Annotated in this window: 19 protein-coding genes and 2 tRNA genes; 14 read left to right on the top strand and 7 right to left on the bottom strand. The window is 71.0% G+C overall.

All coding sequences use genetic code 11. The features are described 5' to 3' along the window. Positions 1-22 precede the first annotated feature (22 nt). The 3 genes from yidD to rpmH are packed head-to-tail and all read right to left on the bottom strand — an operon-like array spanning position 23 to position 864. Positions 23-355 (bottom strand): membrane protein insertion efficiency factor YidD, encoded by a 333-nt coding sequence (yidD, locus tag ACFC2L_RS05225; protein WP_375823239.1) that lies wholly within the window; start codon positions 353-355, stop codon positions 23-25. Continuing rightward, entirely contained in the window at positions 352-720 is a 369-nt protein-coding gene (rnpA, locus tag ACFC2L_RS05220) for a ribonuclease P protein component (protein ID WP_375823238.1), read from the bottom strand. The genes yidD and rnpA overlap by 4 nt, the downstream gene beginning before the upstream one ends. Before the next feature lie 6 nt (positions 721-726). Then, entirely contained in the window at positions 727-864 is a 138-nt protein-coding gene (gene rpmH / locus ACFC2L_RS05215; RefSeq protein WP_034225701.1) for a 50S ribosomal protein L34, read from the bottom strand. A 545-nt stretch (positions 865-1409) separates the two neighbouring features. Between rpmH and dnaA the strand changes: the two genes are divergently transcribed. The 5 genes from dnaA to ACFC2L_RS05190 all read left to right on the top strand — a co-directional run bounded on the left by dnaA (position 1410) and on the right by ACFC2L_RS05190 (position 7884). Beyond that, complete coding sequence (gene dnaA, locus ACFC2L_RS05210; RefSeq protein ID WP_253051590.1) at positions 1410-2828, top strand: chromosomal replication initiator protein DnaA; 1419 nt, start codon at positions 1410-1412, stop codon at positions 2826-2828. Positions 2829-3855: 1027 nt separating this feature from the next. Then, positions 3856-4986: a DNA polymerase III subunit beta gene (gene dnaN / locus ACFC2L_RS05205; RefSeq protein WP_375823237.1), complete on the top strand. Its 1131-nt coding sequence runs from the start codon at positions 3856-3858 to the stop codon at positions 4984-4986. Between the two features lie 61 nt (positions 4987-5047). Beyond that, entirely contained in the window at positions 5048-5953 is a 906-nt protein-coding gene (gnd, locus tag ACFC2L_RS05200) for a phosphogluconate dehydrogenase (NAD(+)-dependent, decarboxylating) (RefSeq protein ID WP_375823236.1), read from the top strand. 31 nt (positions 5954-5984) lie between these two features. Next, the gene (gene recF / locus ACFC2L_RS05195; protein WP_375823235.1) at positions 5985-7295 is read left to right on the top strand and encodes a DNA replication/repair protein RecF; all 1311 of its coding nucleotides are present in this window, start codon (positions 5985-5987) and stop codon (positions 7293-7295) included. A gap of 88 nt (positions 7296-7383) precedes the next feature. Continuing rightward, positions 7384-7884: a DUF721 domain-containing protein gene (locus ACFC2L_RS05190; protein ID WP_375823488.1), complete on the top strand. Its 501-nt coding sequence runs from the start codon at positions 7384-7386 to the stop codon at positions 7882-7884. Positions 7885-8018: 134 nt separating this feature from the next. Here the strand turns inward: ACFC2L_RS05190 and ACFC2L_RS05185 are convergent, their stop codons facing one another. Continuing rightward, positions 8019-9533, bottom strand: coding sequence for a hypothetical protein (locus ACFC2L_RS05185; protein ID WP_375823234.1), 1515 nt, complete (start codon positions 9531-9533; stop codon positions 8019-8021). A gap of 573 nt (positions 9534-10106) precedes the next feature. On the opposite strand from ACFC2L_RS05185, the gene gyrB reads away from it, so the two are divergent. From gyrB to ACFC2L_RS05155, 6 genes are all read left to right on the top strand, one after another. Continuing rightward, positions 10107-12179 (top strand): DNA topoisomerase (ATP-hydrolyzing) subunit B, encoded by a 2073-nt coding sequence (gene gyrB / locus ACFC2L_RS05180; protein ID WP_375823487.1) that lies wholly within the window; start codon positions 10107-10109, stop codon positions 12177-12179. 114 nt (positions 12180-12293) lie between these two features. Then, positions 12294-14993 carry a DNA gyrase subunit A gene (gyrA, locus tag ACFC2L_RS05175; RefSeq protein WP_375823233.1) on the top strand — a complete coding sequence of 900 codons (2700 nt, stop codon included), beginning with the start codon at positions 12294-12296 and terminating at the stop codon, positions 14991-14993. Then, complete coding sequence (locus tag ACFC2L_RS05170) at positions 14990-15961, top strand: DUF3566 domain-containing protein (protein ID WP_375823232.1); 972 nt, start codon at positions 14990-14992, stop codon at positions 15959-15961. Before gyrA ends, ACFC2L_RS05170 begins: the two co-directional genes overlap by 4 nt. A 125-nt stretch (positions 15962-16086) precedes the next feature. Further along, positions 16087-16160: transfer RNA gene (locus ACFC2L_RS05165), tRNA-Ile, on the top strand. Between the two features lie 32 nt (positions 16161-16192). Then, positions 16193-16312: a DLW-39 family protein gene (locus ACFC2L_RS05160; protein WP_208863433.1), complete on the top strand. Its 120-nt coding sequence runs from the start codon at positions 16193-16195 to the stop codon at positions 16310-16312. 39 nt (positions 16313-16351) lie between these two features. Next, a tRNA-Ala gene (locus ACFC2L_RS05155) sits at positions 16352-16424 on the top strand. 119 nt (positions 16425-16543) lie between these two features. Here the strand turns inward: ACFC2L_RS05155 and ACFC2L_RS05150 are convergent. Further along, positions 16544-17527, bottom strand: a complete 984-nt coding sequence (locus ACFC2L_RS05150; protein ID WP_375823231.1) for an HNH endonuclease — start codon at positions 17525-17527, stop codon at positions 16544-16546. A gap of 146 nt (positions 17528-17673) precedes the next feature. On the opposite strand from ACFC2L_RS05150, the gene ACFC2L_RS05145 reads away from it, so the two are divergent. Then, positions 17674-19440 carry an ATP-binding protein gene (locus ACFC2L_RS05145; protein ID WP_375823230.1) on the top strand — a complete coding sequence of 589 codons (1767 nt, stop codon included), beginning with the start codon at positions 17674-17676 and terminating at the stop codon, positions 19438-19440. A gap of 91 nt (positions 19441-19531) precedes the next feature. On the opposite strand, the gene ACFC2L_RS05140 is transcribed toward ACFC2L_RS05145, so the two are convergent. Then, positions 19532-20665 (bottom strand): hypothetical protein, encoded by a 1134-nt coding sequence (locus ACFC2L_RS05140; protein ID WP_375823229.1) that lies wholly within the window; start codon positions 20663-20665, stop codon positions 19532-19534. A 142-nt stretch (positions 20666-20807) separates the two neighbouring features. On the opposite strand from ACFC2L_RS05140, the gene ACFC2L_RS05135 reads away from it, so the two are divergent. Together ACFC2L_RS05135 and ACFC2L_RS05130 are read left to right on the top strand one after the other, a co-directional pair. Continuing rightward, entirely contained in the window at positions 20808-21347 is a 540-nt protein-coding gene (locus ACFC2L_RS05135; RefSeq protein ID WP_087470435.1) for a peptidylprolyl isomerase, read from the top strand. Between the two features lie 197 nt (positions 21348-21544). Then, positions 21545-22267, top strand: coding sequence for a rhomboid family intramembrane serine protease (locus ACFC2L_RS05130; protein ID WP_375823228.1), 723 nt, complete (start codon positions 21545-21547; stop codon positions 22265-22267). A gap of 156 nt (positions 22268-22423) precedes the next feature. Here the strand turns inward: ACFC2L_RS05130 and ACFC2L_RS05125 are convergent, their stop codons facing one another. Next, positions 22424-22675, bottom strand: a complete 252-nt coding sequence (locus tag ACFC2L_RS05125) for a cell division protein CrgA (protein WP_087470436.1) — start codon at positions 22673-22675, stop codon at positions 22424-22426. Positions 22676-22986: the final 311 nt, after the last annotated feature.

Raw genomic sequence — 22986 nt, 5'->3', positions numbered from 1 at the left:
TCGCCCGTGGTCGGGCTGCGGTCTAGTGCGTGTGTCGTGCCGGCGGAACGTCGTCGACCCCACCGAGGCTCCAGGGGTTGCAGCGCAGCAGCCGCCAGAGGGCGAGGCCCGTTCCGCGCAGGGCGCCGTGACGACGCACCGCCGTGAGGGCGTACTGGGAGCAGGACGGGTAGTACTTGCACGTGGGACCCGTCATCGGGGAGATCACCGACTGGTAGGCCCGGATCATGCCGATGAGGGTGAGCGCCGGGACACGACGCAGCACGGCGACGACGCGACGCACGATGCCGGGAGCTCCGCCGGTGTCCTCGGGGGACTCCGCGCCGGGAGCGTCGACCGGGTGCGTGGTCGTCATCGATCCACGCCCGAGCGTTCGTGGAGACGCCGGACAGCGCGCTCGAGCCCGCTGTCGAGGTCGGCGCTCAGGGCGTCGAAGGACGCCACCGCCGAGGCGGGAAGCGCTCGGACGACGGCGCGGCCGTGCGCGGGCAGCGCGTCGAGGCGCGCCGCGGTCGCGGCACGCAGGCGACGCTTCACGAGGTTGCGGTGCACCGCGTTCCCCACTGCCTTGGAGACGACGAAGCCGACCTGTGGATGCGCGTCCCCCTCGAGATCCTCCGAGAGGTGCACGACCACGGTCGACCTACCCGCACGCACGCCGCGGCGCACCGCCCGCTCGAAATCGACGGAACGGCGCAGTCGGTGCGCCGCGGGGAGCACGTGGTATCAGGCAGAGAGCTCGGTGCGGCCCTTGCGACGGCGGGCAGCCAGGATGGCGCGGCCGGCACGGGTCCGCATGCGCAGCCGGAAGCCGTGGGTCTTCGCCCGGCGCCGGTTGTTCGGCTGGAAGGTCCGCTTGCTCACGAGGTACTCCAAGAACGTCGGGGAGGTACACCGTCTATGTCCTCGACGATGCAGTGACAGGTCCCGGTTGGAGCCTGTCGGTGGTTCAGGTGGTGCATCGTGCGGTCGCCCGCACGCACGCCGTCCAGGCACGCAGATCGAGTGGGCCATTGCTGGGGGCACCGGATCCTTGCAGGCAGCTCACGACGCGAGGCCTCGTGTCGAGTCTCCTCCACGCGGGCGCGCCAAGAACACCTGGAACGGCTGTCTGACGTTACGCTGCGCGACCCCCCCGGGTCAAACCAGGAGACGTGAGATACGCCGCGGCGCGGGTGCCGCGTCGTCGCGCTCCCCACGGCACCCCGCGGGGCCTGAGAGCATCCCCACCCTACAACCCACAGCCTGTGGACAACTATGTGGACGAGGGGTTCCCATGGCACGATCGACCTCAGCATCACCACACCCGTGACCTTCCTTCGTCGGCGCACCCTGCCCGGCCCGTCAGCGCGCGCTCGACGGTCGGCTCCACGCGCCGGCGCACGCCCTCGACCTGTGAGGAACTGCCCGTGGCCAACCCGGACGAGAACATCGCCGACGTCTGGGTGCAGACCCTGAGCATCCTCGAGGCGAGCCCGGACATCACGCCGCGGCAGATCGCCTTCATCCGCCTCGCCAAGCCGCTCGCGATCCTCGACGACACGGTCTTCATCGCGGTGCCGCACGAGCAGACCCGCACCTATCTCGAGACGCGCGTGCGCGACGAGCTCGTGACGGCGATGTCCTCCTGCCTCGGGCGTGACGTCCGCTTCGGCATCACGGTCGACCCGGAGCTCAGCTCGGACCCGGTCGTCGCGCCCGCATCCCGTCCCGCCGTCGAGCGGCCGTACATCGAGCCGGACGACGGCCTGCCCGACCTGCCGCCCCCTCCTCCGCCCCGGCCGCAGGCCGAGCCGAGCAGGCTCAACCCCAAGTACGTCTTCGAGACGTTCGTCATCGGGTCGTCGAACCGGTTCGCGCACGCCGCTGCCGTGGCTGTGGCCGAGGCACCCGCCAAGGCCTACAACCCGCTGTTCATCTACGGGGACTCGGGCCTCGGCAAGACGCACCTGCTGCACGCGATCGGCCACTACGCGCACAACCTGTACCCCAACGTCCGTGTGCGCTACGTGAACTCCGAGGAGTTCACCAACGACTTCATCAACTCCATCGGCGAGGGCAAGGCCGGCGCGTTCCAGCGCCGCTACCGGGACGTCGACGTCCTTCTCATCGACGACATCCAGTTCCTCCAGGGCAAGGAACAGACGATGGAGGAGTTCTTCCACACGTTCAACGCCCTCCACAACGCCAACAAGCAGGTCGTCATCACGTCCGACCTCCCGCCGAAGCAGCTCAACGGGTTCGAGGACCGGCTCCGTTCCCGGTTCGAGTGGGGGCTCATCACCGACGTCCAGCCGCCGGACCTCGAGACGCGAATCGCGATCCTCCGGAAGAAGGCGTCGAGCGAGCGCCTCGCAGCCCCGGACGACGTGCTCTCCTACATCGGGTCTCGCATCTCGACGAACATCCGCGAGCTCGAGGGCGCGCTGATCCGGGTGACCGCCTTCGCGAACCTGAACCGCCAGCAGGTGGACCTCCCGCTCGCGGAGATCGTCCTCAAGGACCTCATCACCGACGAGGACAGCGCCGAGATCACCCCCGCCGCGATCATCGCGCAGACGGCCGCATACTTCGGCCTGACGATCGACGACCTCTGCGGGAGCTCGCGCTCGCGCGTCCTGGTCACCGCGCGCCAGATCGCCATGTACCTGTGCCGCGAGCTGACCGACCTGTCGCTGCCCAAGATCGGCCAGCAGTTCGGCGGGCGCGACCACACGACGGTCATGCACGCGAACCGCAAGATCACCGAGCAGATGGCCGAGCGACGGTCCACCTACAACCAGGTCACCGAGCTGACGAGCAGGATCAAGCAGCAGCACCGGGGCTGAGACGCGACGACGTGCCGGACCACGCACCCCCACCGTCGCGGGACGTGGTCGCACCGCTCGGGGGCGCCAGCTCGCCGTCGCCCCCGACGATCCACACAGATCCACAGAGATGCCCACCGGGGTGCATCATCCTGTGGATACTGCCCTCTCGAACGCCATCGCGACGCGCACGATCCCCTGTTCACACCTTCGTACACAACGTGTGGGCCGAGTTGTCCACAGTCATCCACAGGCCATCTGTGAGTTGTGACATCGGCGTGATCTTGGGATCCTCGATCGACCACAGGGACCTACGACGCTCCACGATCGGCGCAGTATCGAGCGTTTTCCCCGGTCCGACTGTGGAAACGGTGCGTCGTACACAGTCTGTGGACGGCACTCGGAGGCCCCCGCTGTGCACGCTTCTGTGGATAACTGTGGACGACGGGCCCTACGGTGTGGACGACGGGGCACCGATCGGTGGACGGCGTGTGGGGACAGATCGGTCGCCCACAGGCCGTGCGACTTTCCCACAGCGGGACCACCGGTTCGTCCACACGCATTTTTCCCGTCTGACCTGCAGAGACACCCGTTTTCCACGCATTCCACAACCCCTATGACGACGACGAAGGTGTGATCTAGGGGGAATTCCACACGCCTTCATCAGGCTCCGGCGGCCGACCCGCACCCCCGCCCAGCCACCATCCCGACCACCGTCCCGACCACGATGCCGTACCCACCGAACGACAGCCATCGACGAGGAGACGGGAAGCACCGGTCGCACGAGCCGACGCCGTGACGCGATCGATGCACAGGACCGTCCCCAGGAGCGTCGTTCCAGTTCCTCCGGACCGGCTCCTCGCGTAGGGTTCATGCACGACACGTGTGCGCGGACCTGCGACCCGAGCTCCCCGCGTCCACCGCCCACGGGCCTCCCGCGAGCGGCCAGGACGCGCTCGGCCCGACGACGGTCCGGGCGCCGAGGCGCGGCCGGACGGCACATGTGAAGATCGAGTCCGATCAGGACGTTGGGACGAGAGGGTGTGGGATGAAGTTCCGGGTTGAGCGTGATGTCCTGGCCGACGCGGTGACCTGGACGGCGCGGACCCTGCCGACCCGCCCACCTGCCCCGGTGCTCGCGGGCGTGCGGCTCGAGGCGGACGCGTCCGGGACGATCGGCCTGTCGAGCTTCGACTACGAGGTCTCCGCCCGCTCGGAGATCCCCGCCGAGGTGAGCGAGCCCGGCACGGTGCTCGTGTCCGGCCGGCTGCTCGCCGAGATCTCCCGCGCGCTCCCGGCGAAGCCGGTCGACGTCGTCCTCGAGGGCAACAAGGTGACGGTGACGTGCGGCGCGAGCCGCTTCACGCTCCTCACCATGCCTGTGGACGAGTACCCGGCCCTGCCCGCCATGCCCGAGCTCTCCGGCACGGTCTCCGGCGACGAGCTGACGAACGCCGTCGCGCAGGTCACGGTGGCGGCGAGCCGCGACGACACGCTCCCGCTCCTCACCGGCGTGCGGGTGGAGATCGAGGGTGAGAAGATCACGCTCCTCGCTACGGACCGCTACCGTCTGGCGCTCCGCGAGCTCACGTGGACCCCCGTCACCCCCAGCTACTCGGCGGTCGCCCTCGTCCGCGCCCGCACGCTCAACGACGTGGCCAAGTCCCTCGGCAGCTCGGGCCTCGTGAACGTCGGCCTGAACACCGGCACCGGGGTGGACCTCATCGGCTTCGAGGCCGGCGGCCGCCACACCACGTCGCAGCTCGTCGACGGGGACTACCCGGCCGTCCGCCGGCTGTTCCCCGACGAGACCCCGATCCACGCGGTCGTCCCGACGGCCCCGCTCATCGACGCGGCCAAGCGCGTGTCGCTCGTCGCCGAGCGGAACACGCCGATCCGGCTGTCGTTCACGGACGGGCAGGTCGTGCTCGACGCGGGCCAGGGGGACGACGCCCAGGCGTCGGAGGCGCTGGAGGCGGTGCTCGTGGGCGAGGACATCTCGGTGGCCTTCAACCCGCAGTTCCTCCTCGACGGCCTCGGGGCCCTCGGCACGGACTTCGTGCGCCTGAGCTTCACGCACCCGAACAAGCCCGTGGAGTTCACCGGGCAGGACTCGCTGGACGGCGAGGACTCGTCGCACTACCGCTACCTGCTCGTGCCGATCCGCTTCGCGGGCTGACCCGCGAGGACCCCTCTCGCACCACCGCCCCGACCGCATCACCGCACCCCGGAGGACTCGCATGGTCACGCGCATCGGACTCGTCGGCCTCGGCAAGATGGGCAACAACATGCGGGCGCGCATCCGCGCCGCCGGCATCGAGGTGGTGGGCTACGACCCGCGGCCCGAGGTCTCGGACGTCGCGACTCTCGCCGACCTCGTCGCGGCCCTGCCTGACGACGGTCCGCGCGTCGTGTGGGTCATGGTCCCGGCGGGCGAGCCGACCCGGAGCGTGGTGACCGAGCTGGGTGGCCTGCTCGGCGCGGGCGACTTCGTCATCGAGGGCGGCAACTCGTACTACGCCGAGGACCAGGCGCGCGCCGCGGAGCTGAGCGAGAAGGGCGTGGGCTACCTGGACGTCGGCGTCTCCGGCGGGGTCTGGGGCCTCGAGAACGGCTACGGACTCATGGTGGGCGGCGACCGCACGCACGTCGAGGTCGCCATGCCGGTCTTCGACGCCCTGCGCCCGGAGGGACCGCGCGAGGAGGGCTTCGTCCACGCGGGCGAGGTCGGCGCCGGGCACTTCGCGAAGATGGTCCACAACGGCATCGAGTACGGCCTCATGCAGGCGTACGCGGAGGGCTACGAGCTCCTCGCCGCGAAGGGCGAGCTCGTCAAGGACGTGCACGGCACGATGAAGGCGTGGACGCGCGGCACGGTCGTGCGGTCCTGGCTCCTCGACCTCTTCGTGAAGGCGCTCGAGGAGGACCCGCAGCTCGCGGCGATCGACGACTGGGTCGACGACTCGGGCGAGGGCCGCTGGACGGTCGACGAGGCGATCGACAACGCCGTGCCGCTGCCCGTCATCTCGGCGGCGCTGTTCGCGCGCTTCGCCTCGCGCCAGGAGCAGTCCCCGGCGCTCAAGGCCGTCGCGGCGCTGCGCCAGCAGTTCGGCGGGCACGCCGTGAAGGCCGCCGACCCGGCCTGACCGGTCGGCCGTCCCCCGGCACGTCCTCGCGATGTACGTCTCCCACCTGTCCCTCGTCGACTTCCGCTCCTACGAGTCCGTCGACGTCGAGCTCGCCCCGGGCGTGAACGCCCTCGTCGGGCAGAACGGCCAGGGCAAGACGAACCTCGTCGAGGCGATCGGGTACGTGGCGACGCTCGCGAGCCACCGGGTCGCCGGGGACGCGGCGCTCGTCCGCGCCGGCGCCCCGCGCGCCGTCGTGCGGACGCGGGTCGTCCGGGGCGACCGGGCGAGCACCGTCGAGCTGGAGATCGCCTCCGGCCGCGCGAACCGGGCGCGCATCAACCGGTCCCCCGCGAAGCGGCCGCGCGACGTCCTCGGCATCGTGCGGACCGTCCTCTTCGCGCCGGAGGACCTCGCGCTCGTCAAGGGCGACCCCGACGGTCGTCGCCGGTTCCTCGACCAGCTCGCCGTGCTCCTCGTCCCCCGGGTCGCCGCCCTCCTCGCGGACTACGAGCGCGTGCTGCGTCAGCGCGGGGCGCTCCTCAAGTCCGCGACCGCGCTCCGGGGTCGCGGCCGCGGGGCACGCCGTCCCGCGGCCGCGGAGCCACCGCTCGACGACGACGCGCCCGAGGGCGCACCGTCTCCCCTCGCGACGCTCGAGGTCTGGGACGCGCGGCTCGCGAGCCTCGGCGCCGAGATCACGGCGCTGCGCCTCCAGCTCGTGGCGGCCCTGACGCCGTACGTCGCGGAGGCGTACGAGCAGGTCAGCGCGGGGCAGGGCGAGGCGCAGATCGCCTACCGCTCCTCGGTCGAGGAGGCGCTCGACCCGGACGGGACCGTCGGCACCACGCCCGCCCGGGGCGAGCCGGACCGGGACGGCGACGGCCCGACGTCGGGCCTCCCCGACGCGTCGACGCTCGAGGCGCGCATGCTGGATGCCATGCGGGCGGTGCGGGCGAAGGAGATCGAGCGCGGGGTGAACCTCGTCGGGCCCCACCGGGACGACGTCGTCCTCACCCTCGGCGGGCTCCAGGCCAAGGGCTACGCGAGCCACGGCGAGTCGTGGTCGTTCGCCCTCGCGCTGCGCCTCGCGTCGTACCGGCTCCTCCGGGACGGGGCGCCGGCGGGGCTGGACTCCCTCCTGTGGGCGGACCAGTGGGGTCCCGACGGCGAGCCCGTCCTCGTGCTCGACGACGTGTTCGCCGAGCTCGACGTCCGGCGACGCGAGCGGCTGGCCGAGCTCGTCGCGGACGCGGGGCAGGTCATCATCACCGCGGCCGTGCCGGACGACGTCCCCGCCCTCCTGGACGGGGCGCGGTTCGTCGTGCAGGACGGGACGGTGAGCCGTGTCGAACCGTGACGCGGCGCCGGGCGCCGAGCCGTCGGACGCCGTGGAGGACCGGGACGGCGCGGAGCCTCGTGCCACGAGGCTGCCCGTGGGGGACGTCGTGGAGCTCACGCCGCCGGCGGAGGTGGCGCGGCAGGCGCTCAACCGGGCGAAGGCGGCGGCGCGGGCGAAGGGCCTGCGGCCGGGCCAGGAGCCGCGGCGCCGGATCCTCGCCGACCCGCCGACGTCGGGCGCCCGACCAGGTGGCCGCGACCCGCAGCTCCTGGGCGACGTCGTCGCGCGCCTGCTGCGCGAGCGCGACTGGGTCGCCGACGTGTCGGTGGGGGGCGTCGTCGGGCGGTGGCGCGAGGTGGTCGGGGACCAGGTGGCGGACCACTGCGAGCCGGAGACGTTCGAGGACAAGGTGCTCGTCGTCCGGGCGGACTCGACGGCGTGGGCGACGCAGGTGCGCCTGCTCGCACCGCAGCTCCTCGAGCGGCTCGCGCACGAGGTCGGCGAGGGCGTCGTGGAGACGGTCACGGTCCTCGGGCCCGCGGGCCCGAGCTTCCGGCGGGGGAAGAAGTCCGTCCGCGGGCCCGGTCCGCGCGACACCTGGGGCTGAGTGCCCGACGGCGCGTCCTCGCGCCGTCCTGCGGGCCGCGCCGGGGCTCGGGGCGCTCGGACACGACGAGGCCCGCCGTGACCGGGGCACGGCGGGCCTCGCGAGTGGTGACCGGTCAGGTCACCACGTCAGGGTCAGGACTGCACGCGGCGGCGCAGCCAGAACACCAGGACACCGCCGCCGACGAGCAGGGCGGCGAACGCCGCGGCGCCGGCGACGGTCGCGCCGGTCGTGGCGAGCGCGGGGCCCGACGGCGGTGCGGCCGCGTCGACGACGCCGACCGTGCCCGCGGGCGGGTTGGCGCACTCGCTCGTCGCCGGCGGGTAGGAGACGACCGTCGAGTAGGACGGGTTCACCTCGAACAGCACCTCGACGCCGTCACGGGTCCACGCGTAGTTGCCCTCGGTCTCGACGTACGAGCCGTCCTCCGTGAGGAGCCAGCCCGGCCACTGCCGCGGCTCCTGCGCCGAGGCGCCGGGCCACAGGACGCGGCCCGAGAGCGGCTGGTCCGTGACGGTCCAGTTCTCGCCGTCGCCGGGGTTGAGGAACGTGATCGTCAGGGGGTTCTCGTCGTCGACCTCGATGCCCGCGGGGAGCGAGACGGCGTAGCCCAGGTAGGGGACGTCTCCCTCGCACACGGCCGTGATCTCGCCCGCGACCAGGGCACAGTCCTCGGCGGCGGGCTGCAGGGCCGCGATCGGGAAGAGCGCGCTGCCGTCGTCGAGCAGCTGGTACCCGGCCAGGTCGGCACCGAACACGAAGCCCTTCGCCGGCGTCGCGAGCACGCCGTCGGTCCGGACCAGGTAGGTGACCTCGGGGCTGTCCGTGGGCTTCACCGGGACGGCGTCCGCCTCGCAGGACTCGATCGTCGCGGGCGGGACCGGGGCGACGGCGGTCGGCTCGACCTCGTCGTCCACAGGCGCGATGTCGCAGTCCGCGGCTGACGGGAGCGTGACGCCGAACTCGTCCAGCTCCTGGTGCGTCCAGTCGACGAGGTGGCCGTCCATCGAGGAGCCGTCGGGGTACGTGATCTCCTCGGGCATCGTGTAGTCGTCAGGGCCACCGCGGACGAGGTCCTGCTGGATCCCCCAGCCTTCGCACAGGTCCTTCCCGTCGAGCGTGCCCTCGGGCAGCTCCGTGAACCAGTGCTCGCCCGACTTCTGCTCCTCCGGGGAGAGCGTGAGCGTCTTGGTCGTGAGCAGGTCCTGCGGCCCGGAGTTCTCCCAGGCGGCGTCCTTGGAGGCGTCGAGCTTCGGGTAGAGGTAGATCCCGACCTGGACCTCCTGGCCCTGGCCCGGGCACGCGGTCGTCCTGCCGGTGAGGACCTTCGTCCAGCCGTTCCTGCCCTGGGGGTCGTCCCACGCCTTGATGCTGACCTCCCACGAGGTCGCCCGCGTGGGGTCGGGCACGGCGTACGTCCCCGCGAAGGAGCCAGGGAACGTCTGGCTGTCGACCTGCCGGCCGTCGAGGGTGACGGTGACGGTGTTGTCCTTCTTGCCCCGGGCGGAGTACTGGCTGAGGTTCACCGAGAGCTCGGTGCACGTGGCGCGGACGTCGGGCGTGTGGGCGGAGGCGGGGGCCGCGGTGGCCACGAGCAGGCCACCGAGTGCGAGCGCTGTCGCCGCAGCGCTCGCGAGGAGTCTCTTCACGAGGTGAGGGTCCCTTCGGGGTGAGGCCGCCCGCACGCGGATCACTCCTGCGCGGACGACGCGCGAATCATGATGGTGTGTGGTATTAGACCACTTTCCGGGCCAAATGCCGATTCCCGACTTGTGGGAAAGGGAGGGTTCCCACGCCCGTGCCGAGGACGCGGTCCGCCGAGCCCGCTCCAGGCCTCGGGAGCTCGTACGGAGGCATCTCCCCCACCGGTGGACAAAGGCTGTGGACAACTGTGTGGACGAGTCTCGGCGGCGACGTGCGGATCGCGTCGGGAATGCCCGGTCAGCCGTCCCCAGGAGCGCCACAATCCGCGGAATTCGGCTCGTGGCGGGTAGACTGGGGACGTCATTCCGGGTCTGTTCACCACCCGCGCGCGCAGCCCTTCCGAGGAGGTGCGGCCAGCCGTCCACGGCCGGTCGTCCGCCGTGGCGGAGGAGCCGACGTCGACCGTGGTACGGGCCCGGAACCCTTGAGCAGCGGCGACCGCTTCCGCACGAACGCGGGCGCTGCGTGCACGACGACGAGGAGCAGTCCTGCCCGTGGCAGACCACACCGACACCGCCATCTCCGACCCGACGGCGTCCGCGGAGGCGGCACCCTCGGCGGGCGGCGGCTACGACGCGAGCAACATCACCGTCCTCGAGGGCCTCGAGGCGGTCCGCAAGCGTCCGGGCATGTACATCGGCTCGACCGGCGAGCGGGGCCTCCACCACCTTGTGTACGAGATTGTGGATAACTCTGTGGACGAGGCCCTCGCCGGGCACGCGGACACGATCGACGTGACGCTCCTGGCCGACGGCGGCGTCCGCGTCGTCGACAACGGCCGCGGCATCCCCGTCGCGATCCACCCCACCGAGGGCAAGCCGACGCTCGAGGTCGTCATGACGATCCTCCACGCGGGCGGCAAGTTCGGTGGCGGCGGGTACGCCGTCTCCGGGGGTCTGCACGGCGTCGGCATGTCCGTCGTCAACGCGCTGTCGACGCGCATGGTCTCCGAGGTCCGCCGCGACGGGTACTCGTGGCGCCAGGAGTTCACGGAGGGCGGCAACCCGGTGACGCCCGTCGAGCGGCTCGAGCCGTCGGACGAGACGGGGACGACGCAGACCTTCTGGGCCGACCCCGGGATCTTCGAGACCACCGAGTACGACTTCGAGACGCTGAGGGCGCGCTTCCAGCAGATGGCGTTCCTCAACAAGGGGCTGTGCATCACCCTGACGGACGAGCGCCCGGCCCACCTCGACACGGGCGACGAGGTCACGGGCGGCGACGGGCCGGCCGACGCGGACGGCGTCTCGGAGGCGGACGGCACGACGTCGGACCCCACCACCCCCGCGCGCACCGTCACGTACAAGTACGACGGCGGCCTCGTGGACTACGTCACGCACCTCAACGCGGCCAAGAAGGTCGAGCTCGTCCACCCCGACGTCATCGACTTCGAGTCGGAGGACACCGAGAAGCGCATCTCCGTGGAGATCGCGATGCAGTGGACCAGCTCGTACTCCGAGTCCGTCCACACGTACGCGAACACGATCTCCACGACGGAGGGCGGCACGCACGAGGAGGGCTTCCGTGCGGCGATGACCTCGCTGGTCAACCGGTACGCGCGCGACAAGGGCATCCTCAAGGAGAAGGACGACAACCTCACGGGCGACGACATCCGCGAAGGCCTGACCGCCGTCGTCTCCGTCAAGCTCGGCGAGCCGCAGTTCGAGGGCCAGACCAAGACGAAGCTCGGCAACACCGAGGCGAAGACGTTCGTCCAGCGCGTCGTCCACGAGCAGCTCACGGACTGGTTCGACTCGCACCCGAACGAGGGGCGCGACGTCATCCGCAAGGCGATCCAGGCGTCGCAGGCGCGGCTCGCCGCCCGCAAGGCGCGCGAGGCGACCCGGCGCAAGGGCCTGCTGGAGTCGGGCGGCATGCCCGGCAAGCTGCGCGACTGCCAGTCGAACCGCGCCGAGGAGTGCGAGATCTTCATCGTCGAGGGCGACTCCGCCGGTGGCTCCGCCGTCCGCGGTCGCAACCCGCGGACGCAGGCGATCCTCCCGATCCGCGGCAAGATCCTCAACGTCGAGCGCGCGCGCCTCGACCGGGCCCTGTCCAACCAGGAGGTCCAGTCGATCATCACCGCGTTCGGCACGGGCATCGGCGAGGACTTCGACCTCACCAAGCTCCGGTACCACAAGATCGTCCTCATGGCCGACGCCGACGTCGACGGCCAGCACATCGCGACGCTCCTGCTCACGCTGCTCTTCCGGTACATGCGCCCCCTCATCGAGAACGGGCACGTCTACCTCGCGCAGCCGCCGCTGTACCGGCTCAAGTGGTCGAACGCGCCGCACGACTACGTCTACTCGGACAAGGAGCGCGACGCGTTCCTCGCGTCCGGGCAGGCCGCGGGCAAGCGGATCCCCAAGGAGAACGGGATCCAGCGCTACAAGGGTCTGGGCGAGATGGACTACTCGGAGCTGTGGGACACGACCATGGACCCCGAGCACCGCACGCTCAACCAGGTCACCCTGGACGACGCCGCGGCCGCGGACGAGATCTTCTCCGTCCTCATGGGCGAGGACGTCGAGTCGCGCCGCAGCTTCATCCAGCGGAACGCGAAGGACGTGCGGTTCCTTGACATCTGACCAGCCGGTGCCCGCCCCGCGCGGGCGACCGGCCCGCGAACGCGCCCCGGCGGCGCGGACCGCGGCAGGCGACGAGCACAGCGAGCACGCACGAACGAACGAACGAGGTAGACCGTGACCGACGAGCAGAACCCCGAGATCGAGCCCACCGCCCCCGGCGACGGGGACGAGGCGGTCGTGCACGCGGACGGCACGGCGGTCGCGGTGCACCACGGCCGCATCGAGCAGGTCGACCTGCAGCTCGAGATGCAGCGGTCGTACCTCGACTACGCGATGAGCGTCATCGTCGGGCGCGCGCTGCCCGACGTCCGGGACGGCCTCAAGCCGGTGCACCGCCGCGTGCTGTACGCGATGTACGACGGCGGCTACCGCCCGGACCGGTCGTACTCGAAGTGCTCTCGCGTCGTCGGCGACGTCATGGGCAAGTTCCACCCGCACGGCGACAGCGCGATCTACGACGCGCTCGTGCGCCTCGTGCAGGACTGGTCGCTGCGCTACCCGCTCGTCGCGGGACAGGGGAACTTCGGCTCGCCCGGAAACGACCCGGCGGCCGCCCCGCGGTACACCGAGTGCCGCATGGCCCCGATCGCCATGGAGATGGTCCGGGACATCGACAAGGACACCGTCGACTTCCAGGACAACTACGACGGCCGCACCCAGGAGCCGGCGGTCCTGCCGTCACGGTTCCCGAACCTGCTGGTCAACGGCTCGGCGGGCATCGCGGTCGGCATGGCGACGAACATCCCGCCGCACAACCTGCGCGAGGTCGCCGAGGGCGTCCAGTGGCACCTGGACCACCCCGAGGCGAGCCGCGAGGAGCTCCTCGCGGCGCTCCTGCTGCGCATCAAGGGCCCGGACTTCCCGACCGGCGCGACGATCCTCGGCCACAAGGGCATCGAGGAGGCGTACCGGACCGGCCGCGGCTCGATCACGATGCGCGCGGTGGTCAACGTCGAGGAGATCCAGGGCCGCGTGTGCCTGGTCGTCACCGAGCTCCCGTACCAGGTGAACCCGGACAACCTCGCCGCGAAGATCGCCGACCTCGTCAAGGACGGTCGCGTCCAGGGCATCGCCGACATCCGCGACGAGACGTCGGGCCGCACGGGCCAGCGCCTCGTGATCGTGCTCAAGCGCGACGCGGTGGCGAAGGTCGTGCTCAACAACCTCTACAAGCACACGCAGCTCCAGGACACGTTCGGCGCGAACATGCTCGCGCTGGTCGACGGCGTCCCGCGCACGCTGAGCCTCGACGCGTTCGTCCGGCACTGGACGACGCACCAGCTCGACGTCGTGGTGCGGCGCACCCGGTACCTGCTGGCCGAGGCCGAGCGCAGCATCCACATCCTGCGCGGCTACCTCAAGGCGCTGGACCTGCTCGACGAGGTCATCGCGCTCATCCGCCGCTCCCCCGACGCCGACGAGGCCCGCGCGGGCCTCATGGGGCTGCTGGGCGTGGACGAGATCCAGGCGACGGCGATCCTCAACCTCCAGCTCCGCCGTCTGGCGGCGCTCGAGCGGCAGCGCATCATCGACGACCACGACGAGCTCGAGCGCAAGATCCTCGACTACGAGGACATCCTCGCCAAGCCGGAGCGCCAGCGCTCCATCGTCGGCACCGAGATGGGCGAGATCGTCGCCAAGTACGGCGACGAGCGCCGGACGACGATCCTCCCGTTCGACGGCGAGGTCTCGATCGAGGACCTCATCGCCGAGGAGGAGATGGTCGTCACGATCACGCGCGGCGGCTACGTGAAGCGCACGCGCAGCGACAGCTACCGGGCGCAGAAGCGCGGCGGCAAGGGCGTGCGCGGCGCGCAGCTGCGCGAGGACGACATCGTCGACCACTTCTTCGTGACGACGACGCACCACTGGCTGCTGTTCTTCACGAACCTGGGACGGGTCTACCGCGCCAAGGCGTACGAGCTGCCCGAGGGCGGCCGCGACGCCAAGGGTCAGCACGTGGCGAACCTGCTCGCGTTCCAGCCCGGCGAGAAGATCGCCCAGGTCCTCGACCTGCGCGACTACGGCGCCGCGGAGTACCTGGTGCTCGCCACGCGCCGCGGTCTCGTCAAGAAGACGCGGCTGTCGGAGTACGACTCGCCGCGCTCGGGCGGGCTCATCGCGATCAACCTCCGCGAGGACGAGTCGGGCACGCCCGACGAGCTCGTCGCGGCGCTCCTCGTGGACGCCGACGACGACCTCATCCTCGTCTCGCGCAAGGGCCAGTCGATCCGGTTCCCGGCGGGCGACGACACGATGCGACCGCTCGGCCGCGCGACGTCGGGCGTGACGGGCATGAAGTTCCGCGAGGGTGACGAGCTGCTCTCGGCCGACGTCGTCGAGGAGGGTTCCGACCTCTTCGTCGTGACCGAGGGCGGGTTCGCGAAGCGCACGCGGATCGACGAGTACCGGGTCCAGGGCCGTGGCGGTCTGGGCATCAAGGTCGCGAACCTGGTGGAGGCTCGTGGAGATCTCGTGGGGGCTCTGGTGACAGAGGCCGACGACGAGGTGCTGGTGATCATGGAACGCGGGAAGATCGTGCGGTCCGCGGTCGACGAGGTGAACCTCACGGGCCGCAACACGCAGGGGGTGACGTTCGCGAAGCCCGACAAGGGCGACCGCATCATCGCGGTCGCGCGGAACGTCGAGCGTCGCCTCGGAGAGGATCGGGATACCGTGGAGGGCGAGGACGGGACCGGCACGGCCCCGGGCGGCACCGACACGAGCAGCGCACCGATCACCGACCCGACCGCCTCGTCCGACGAGGCGAGCGGGACCGAGCCGGCCCCCGGAACCACCGAGGAAACCAGATGAGCAGCGAGAACAACGCACCGCCGACGATCACGCCCCGGCTGACCGTGCCGCGTCCCGACACGGACACGACGTCGCGTGCCGGGGGCGCGACCGCGCCGAGCAAGCACGGTGAGTCGAACGGCGCGTCGAACGGTGCGGCGTCGGGCGCCGTCCCGCCTCCTCCTCCGCCTCCTCCGCCGGGCCCGGCCTCGAGCCAGGCCGCCGCGGAGCGCGGTGCCGACGACGACGGCATGGAGCGCGCGTCCGGCGAGAGCCGTGTCGCGGTCGCCCGCGCGGGCGCGGTGAAGGCGGCGGCCGCAGCCATCGCCGCGGCGAAGAGCGCGGCCAAGAAGGTCTCCGCGGCGGTCCCGGCCGCGCCCGCGGAGGCCGACCCTCAGCAGCCCGGTCATGACGAGATCGACGACGAGACGGTGAGGCGCGTGCCCACGACCAGCGCGACAGCCCCGAGCGCCACGGCGGCGTCCGCGGCGTCCACGAACACCCCGGCGCCGGCGGCGATGCACTACTCCGCCGCGGGCGTCTCCGGCTCGGCGACCCCCCTCACCGGTGCCACACCCGCCGTCGGCCCGGCGACGGGCGCGACGCCCACGGTCCGGAACGACGGCGGCCCGCGCCGCGTCCGGCTCGCGGTCTCGCGCATCGACCCCTGGTCCGCGATGAAGCTCGGCTTCCTGCTCGCCGTCGCGATCGGCATCATGACCGTCGTCGCGACGGCCGTGGTCTGGTACGTCCTCGACGGGATGATGGTCTTCGCCAAGATCGAGGACCTGTTCACGCAGATCGTCGGCACCGAGACCGAGGTCGACATCCAGCAGTACGTGGCGTTCGGCCGTGTGATCTCCATCGCCACGCTGCTCGGTGTGGTGAACGTGGTGATCATCACCGCGCTGTCGACGATCATGGCGTTCCTGTACAACATCGTCGCCGCGCTGGTGGGCGGCGTGCACCTCACGCTCACCGACGACTGACCGAGGACGGCTCCCGACCGGGGGCCACGGACCCCTCGGTTTGGGTCTGCGGCTCCCGGTGGGGTAACCTCAATCGCTGCCTGCGAGCGGAGCGGCCCCCCGGGGCTGTCCGGCGAGGCGCGTACGGGCCTATAGCTCAGACGGTTAGAGCGCTTCCCTGATAAGGAAGAGGTCAGAGGTTCAAGTCCTCTTAGGCCCACTGCCGAACGAACCCACTCGAGGGGGAACGTCATGAAGAAGCTTCTCGTCCTGCTCCTCGCCGCCGGCGCCGGATATCTCCTGTGGCGCAAGTACACGGAGGACAACGCCGAGCGTGACCTCTGGGCAGAGGTCACCGACACCTTCGAGTGAGCACGTCTCACTCCTGACCGGCCCCAGGCCGCGTCACCCGGGGCCATGGCGCAATTGGTAGCGCACCTGCTTTGCAAGCAGGGGGTTGGGGGTTCGAGTCCCCCTGGCTCCACTCCGTCGATGATCCGTGTCTCGTCGTCGACCGTACTCGAGGTCGACAGCACCCTCCTCACCGCCAGTCCGGGCGTCACGAAATCTGTCGTTGCCGGTCGCTGCCCGGCGTGCGTGGGATCAGCCAGCAGCGGTGCGGTGCTCGGCCCAGTGCTGGGTGAGCCAGTCCACCTGCTCGTCGCGGAGTTCGAGGGTCAACGGCTTCTGGTGCAGGCGCGCGTACTGTGCGTAAGATCCGAGCTCCTCGGCGACGTCGACCCGGCGGCGCTCAGGGTCGACGGCGAGCAGACCGTCGTCGAAGAGTCGATGAATGTCTCGACGGAGCATCAGGTCGCCGTGTGCGCGGTGCTCGCCGATCCTGGCGTAGCTGTAGAGGTGACCTGCTTCGAGGACTCGTGCGGGTGCCGCCCCCGTGAACGCGCACCTTTGGCCCTGGGCCGCGAGCAGTGCCTCCCGGAACTCTCGCTGGCCACGGCGGACACGGACCAGAGACTCCCGGAAACCCTGAGGCACGTCGACTGCGATGCCGAGCGTCGGACCCCACGCGACGTCCGGGATTCGTCCGACCACCCGACTGAGGGCGCGGTCGGCGTGCTTGCGCGCCAGGACGTCGCGGAACGACGCCCAGTCCAACCGCCGCATCGCGTTGAACTCACCCTTGTTCGTCTGAACTTCGCGGATCTCACGGTCGTTCAGGAGACCATCAAGGTCCGTCCACGCGGCGTCGTACCGAGCACGGTAGATCTCCACCTCGACCACCTCGGACCGCGGCGTGTCGAACTCGGCCTTGCAGTCGTCGCAGCGGAACGTGGGCGCCTTGGTCTTGCGCGGCTTGATCGCCGTAGTCCGGCAGGCGGGGCACCGGTTCTGCAGCTTCTGGCCCGTGGACCGCTCGATCGCCTCGATGACAGACACCCCGAGCAGCCGGCGCTTGTCCCACAGGGCCACAGGGTCACCGACCATAAGGTTCTTGTGGTTGACGACCTTGCTGTCCCAGGAGTAGTAGGCGTCGTACTCGTCGTCGTAGCCTTCGTTGCCGCCGTAGCCCCGGTCGTCGCCCGCAGCCATCAGCAACCATGCGCGCCGGGGCTCTCTGATGGCCATGGCCAGAGCTTTCCGTACCCGAACCGCTCACAGCAAGCGAAGGATGGTGGTCCTCGGGTCAGCCCCGGCGGTTGGCGCGACAGGCTGCCTCACGCAACGACTACAGTGACGCATGTAGTGGCGACAGTGAACTACAGTGAGGTGTCATGGAGACGAGCCAGGGTCCGATCGAGCACGTCGTTGCGCGGCTTCGCGCAGCGTCGACGGATCTCTCGTCCGTCGAGGTGAAAAAGGCTGCGGGAGGAGTTCCCAAGGACGTCTGGCCCACGGTGAGCGCGTTCTCCAACGGCGACGGCGGGCTCATCATTCTCGGGCTCGACGAGTCGACAGGGTTTGCTCCGACGCAGGGCTTCGACGCCGCCGCGATTCGTGATGGCCTGATCGACGGCTTCAGGCCTCGCGGCGGAGGTGAGTCGCCGGGTCCGGTGAGCCCTCGGCCACTCGGCTCGATCGACATCGCGGTCGTCGACGGGGCCTCGATCGTCGTCGCCGACGTGGAGCCCTTGCCGGCGGCGATGAAGCCCGCCTTCGTGACGACACAAGGCAAAGAGGGCGGAACCTTCGAGCGGGTCGGTGACGGCGATCGTCGGATGAGCACCTACGGCATCTTCCTGCTGTCGACCGACGGCGCGCAGCCGCGTGTCGACACTGAGCCTGTGCGTGGCGCCTCCCTCGACGACCTCGACATGAAGCAGGTCGAGCGGTTCATCGCGCGCCTGCGCCGTCGTCGCCCACGATCCGTTGCGGACCTGACGTCCACAGTCGACATCCTGACACGCCACAACGTGCTGGCGTCAGACGGACGAACACCTACCGTTGCCGGACTGCTCGCGTTCGGGCGCTACCCGCAACACTCGCTCGCGCAGGCGATGGTGACGTTCGCGGTCTATCCGGGAAAGGCGAAGGACGTCTACGCAGGCGAGACCCGCATGCTGGACCGCCGCGTGATCGAGGGCCCGATCCCGGCCATGGTCGACGACTGCGTCAGGGCCGTGCTGCAGAACATCCCGGTGCGCCGCGTCATCGTCGGCGCCGGAGCCCGTGATGAACCCGAGATCCCCGAGGTCGCGATCCGCGAGGCTGTCACGAACGCGCTCACGCACCGCGACTACAGCCCGTGGGCACTCGGCGACCAGGTGCGCGTGGAGCTCTACCCCGATCGACTGGAGATCACGAACCCGGGAGGCATCTGGGGTGGGCGGCGCGTCGTCGACCTCTTCGACGGGTCTTCACGCTCACGCAACGCCGTGCTCTCCGCCATGCTCGCCGACGTCCCGATGCTCGACCGTGACGAGTCCGTGTCCGAGAACGCGGGATCTGGGATTCCGACGATGACGGGTGCGCTCGGGCGAGCGGGACTCGCCGCACCCCGCTACCTCGCCACCGTCACCTCGATGGCAGTCGTGCTGGATCGGCACGGGCTGCTCAACCCGGAGACCAATCAATGGCTCGCCAGCATCGGGGCCGACACGCTCGACCCTGACGCCCGGCGCGCGCTCGTTCTCGTCCACCGTGGGTACGCAGTCGACGATCAAGTCCTGCGGGCTCAACTGGCGATGGACTCTGCGGACGCCAGGGCAGTCCTCCGTGGGCTCGTCGACGCGGGATGGCTCCAGTACCCGCGGCGGACGGACGGTGCGTATCGCGAGGGCCACCGCCTCGAGGCTGCCGAGACCCTCTTCTCGGAGCGCGCCACGGAGATCCGATGGGAGGGGACCCTCGACGAGAGGATTGTCGAAGCGCTCACCCCTGGACCGGAACTGTCGGTCCACGAGATCGCGGAGCTCCTTGGCACGACCGCCGGATCACTTCGCCCACGACTGCGTGTTCTCGTGGCAGAGGGGGCGATCGTGGCCACCGCGCCACCGACGAGCAGGAATCGGAAGTACCGGCTCTCTCGCCCCACGGTCTGACTCGGACGGCGATGGGGGTCCGCACCCCCAGGTGCGGACCCCCTTCACGCAGTGCGCGATGTCCGACGTCCAGCGTGCCGCGCTGGCTGGGTCAGACGTCGTCGGCCTTCTTGGCGGCGTCCTCCGCGGCGTCCTCGGCTGCCTCGCGGGCCTTCTTGCCGGCGTCGCCGAGGTCGTCCTTCGCGTCCGCGGCGGCGTCCTTGGCGGACGACGCTGCGCTGCGGGTGGTGCTGCGGGCGCGGCTGGTGGCCTTCTTGGCCGCGTCCTTGGCGTCGGAGACGGCGTCGCTGACGCGGTCGCTGACGTCGTCGCGGACCTCGGCGGCACGCTCGGCGAGCTTGTCGGTCGCCTCGCGGCCCTTCGCCACGGCGACGCCCGCGGCCTCGCCCAGCGACTCGGCGGCGTCCCCGACGGCGTGCCGGGCGTCGCCGACGACGTCGTCGAAGTGGACCTGCTGCTCCTCCTGCTCCCACGGCTCGGCCCAGGGGTCGGTCGTGGGCTGCGCGCGCCGGTAGAGGACGTAGCCGACGCCTGCGGCGGTGACGCCGCCGGCGATCCACCAGAGGGTGCGGCCCTTGCCCTTCGACGCGTCGGCCTCGGCGGCCTTCGCCGCGGCCTTGTCGGCCGCGGCGGCGAGCTTGGCCGCCGCCTTCTCCGCCGCCTTGTCGGCGTGCTTCGAGGCCTTCTTGCCGGCCTTGCCTGCGGCCTTCTGGGCCTGCCTCGCGGCCTCCGCGGCGGCCTTCTGCGCCTCCTTGGCGAGCTTGCGCGCCTTCTTGCCGGTCGCCGCCGCCGTGGCAGCGGACGCGGCGGCGGTCGCCTCGGCCGCGTTGTCGGCCGCGCGCTGGGCGGAGTCGGCGGCGCTGGCGGCGGCGGCGTTGAAGCTCGCGACGATCTTCGGCAGCACGTCGTCGACGAGCTTGTCGTGCGCGGTGTCGATGGCGGGCGCGGCCTTGCCCGCGGCCTTCTCGACGCGCGGCGCGGCGGCCTGGATGCTGTCCTGCCACGCCTTCTCGACGCGCGGCTGGAGCCACTCGAGGAACGCCTCCACCTTGGGCGTCCCCCACTCCTTGGCCTGCACCGCCGCGTCCTTGGCCTGGTCGGCGAGCTGGCTCGCCGCGCTCTGCGCGGTCGCGGCGGCCTGCGCGGCCTGGTCCTTGAGCTTCTCGGTGTCGATCGACTCGAGCGTGTCCTTGACGGAGTCGCTCGCTGAGCGAGAACGGGTCATGCGTGCTCCCCGGGGTCGTCGTCCGACGGGACGAAGGTGCGGATGCGATGGGCGTTTCCGACCACTCTGCCACCACCGTGCCCGCCCCGCGAGACGTCGCGTCCGACGGGTCGCGCGCGGGTCTCGTGGGAGGATGGTGCCCATGTTCGCAACCCTCCACACGACCGCAGGTGACATCCGGATCGAGCTCCTGCCGAACCACGCCCCGAAGACGGTGGCGAACTTCGTCGGGCTCGCGCAGGGCACCACGACGTGGTCCGACCCCCGCACCGGCGCAGAGCGCACCGAGCCCTTCTACGACGGCCTGATCTTCCACCGCGTGATCCAGGACTTCATGATCCAGGGCGGCTGCCCGCTGGGCACCGGCACGGGCGGTCCCGGCTACACGTTCAACGACGAGATCCACCCCGAGCTCCAGTTCGACCGTCCCTACCTCCTGGCGATGGCGAACGCGGGCCTGCGCCGCAACCCGGTCACGGGCGAGGCCGAGGGCACCAACGGGTCGCAGTTCTTCGTCTCGACCGTGCCGACGCCGTGGCTCAACGGCAAGCACACGATCTTCGGCGAGGTCGCGGACGACGCGTCCCGCGCGGTCGTCGACGCGATCAACGCGACGCCGACCCGCCCGGGCGACCGCCCTCAGGAGGACATCGTCATCACGTCCGTCACGATCGAGGACTGACCATCTCGACGACACCTCCCGGGCCGCCCGGCCCGCCGGCGTACGGGACGGCAGGGCCGCACGACGGTCCTGCCGTCCCGCCCGTGTGCCCGCGGCACCCGGACCGGGTGTCGTACGTGCGGTGCCAACGGTGCGGCCGCCCGGCGTGCCCCGAGTGCCAGCGCCCGGCCGCCGTCGGCGTGCAGTGCGTCGACTGCGTGCGCGACGCCGCCCGGCAGGCGCCGACCCAGCGCACCGCGCTCGGAGGCAGGGTCCGCGGTGGCCCGCCGGTCGTGACGTTCACGATCATCGGCCTGTGCGTCGTGAGCTGGGTCCTGCAGCTCGTCACGGGCGGGACGTGGACGAGCATGCTCGCGTTCGCCCCGTGGATCGGCGAGCTGCAGCCCTACCGCTTCCTCACGGCGGCGTTCCTGCACTCGACGAGCCCCGTCCACATCCTCTTCAACATGTACGCGCTGTGGGTCACAGGGCCGTTCCTCGAGCAGCAGCTGGGGCGGCTGCGGTTCACGGCGCTCTACCTGCTGTCGGCGATCGGCGGCTCCGTCGGTTACCTCGTCCTCGCAGGCGGCCCGACGTCGGTCGCGTGGATGACCCCGGTCGTCGGCGCCTCGGGCGCGGTGTTCGGGCTCTTCGGCGCGATCCTGCTCGTGCTGCGCAGGACGGGCCGGAACGCGATGCAGATCGTCGTGCTCATCGGCATCAACTTCGCGATCGGGCTCTTCTTCACCGGCATCGCGTGGCAGGCGCACCTCGGTGGGCTCGTCGTCGGCCTCGTCCTCGGGGCCGCGTACGCGTACGCGCCGAAGGAGCGTCGCACCGTGGTGTCGGTGGGCGCGACGGCGGTCGTCGCCGTGGCTCTCGTCGCCGCGGCATGGCTGACGTACGCCTCGGCGGACCAGTTCGGCCACCTCGTCGGGTGACTCCGCCGAGCGGCCCGGGGAAGTTATCCCCAGGGTTACTCACAGGTGTGGAACTACACCGGTGTCGTCGGCATCCCTCGGGGACGCCGGTCGTCGTCCGGGCGCGCAGGAGCCTGCAGGCGGTCCGCGCCCGGACGGCCGACGTCGTCGGGACGGCTACTTCCAGCGCGTGGTGAGCGCGAAGCCCGCGATGATGAACGCGAAGCCGACGCCGAGGTTCCAGGCACCCAGCGGCGGGATCGGGAGCTGCTTGGGCCCGCTGAGGTAGAACAGCACGATCCACGCCAGCCCGAGGAGCATCAGCCCGAGCATCGTGGGCACGAGCCAGCGCGGGTTGCCCGACTCGGGCTTGGGCACGCTCGGCGGGCGCTGCGGCTTGGGCTTCTTGCGCGACTTCGACTCGGGCACGAGGGTGGGCTCCTGTCCTGGTGGGGTCCGCTGCGGCGGCGTCGGGACGCACCGCGGGAGCGGACGCCTGCCGTCGTCGTGCAGGAACCGTGCATGGCTCGGGCGAAGGTCGTCGACGCGCCGCGGGGCTCCGTGGGAGCACGGATCCGTCACGATCGTGGACGACGTTCGTCGACTAGCGTAGTGGGCGCACACAATAGGCACGGACACCGCGCGCGGGCAACGGCCCGGCCGCGGCGACGACGACACGACAGACGCACGGCAGAGACACATCGGCGAGACGGTCGACGACCTCGTCCGCCCCAGGAAGG

It is taken from the genome of Cellulosimicrobium sp. NPDC055967, from assembly GCF_042269845.1.
Lineage (GTDB): Bacteria > Actinomycetota > Actinomycetes > Actinomycetales > Cellulomonadaceae > Cellulosimicrobium.
The sequence above is the reverse complement of the archived record's forward strand: the minus strand, read 5'-3'. Positions and strand labels throughout refer to the sequence as shown.

Excerpts from the sequence above, each read along its gene's own strand:
- ACFC2L_RS05150 (WP_375823231.1), bottom strand. The coding sequence starts at position 17,527 with ATGGCCATCAGAGAGCCCCGGCGCGCATGGTTGCTGATGGCTGCGGGC.
- ACFC2L_RS05140 (WP_375823229.1), bottom strand. The coding sequence starts at position 20,665 with ATGACCCGTTCTCGCTCAGCGAGCGACTCCGTCAAGGACACGCTCGAG.
- yidD (WP_375823239.1), bottom strand. The coding sequence starts at position 355 with ATGACGACCACGCACCCGGTCGACGCTCCCGGCGCGGAGTCCCCCGAG.
- recF (WP_375823235.1), top strand. The coding sequence starts at position 5,985 with ATGTACGTCTCCCACCTGTCCCTCGTCGACTTCCGCTCCTACGAGTCC.
- ACFC2L_RS05170 (WP_375823232.1), top strand. The coding sequence starts at position 14,990 with ATGAGCAGCGAGAACAACGCACCGCCGACGATCACGCCCCGGCTGACC.
- dnaN (WP_375823237.1), top strand. The coding sequence starts at position 3,856 with ATGAAGTTCCGGGTTGAGCGTGATGTCCTGGCCGACGCGGTGACCTGG.
- gnd (WP_375823236.1), top strand. The coding sequence starts at position 5,048 with ATGGTCACGCGCATCGGACTCGTCGGCCTCGGCAAGATGGGCAACAAC.
- ACFC2L_RS05160 (WP_208863433.1), top strand. The coding sequence starts at position 16,193 with ATGAAGAAGCTTCTCGTCCTGCTCCTCGCCGCCGGCGCCGGATATCTC.
- ACFC2L_RS05135 (WP_087470435.1), top strand. The coding sequence starts at position 20,808 with ATGTTCGCAACCCTCCACACGACCGCAGGTGACATCCGGATCGAGCTC.
- ACFC2L_RS05145 (WP_375823230.1), top strand. The coding sequence starts at position 17,674 with ATGGAGACGAGCCAGGGTCCGATCGAGCACGTCGTTGCGCGGCTTCGC.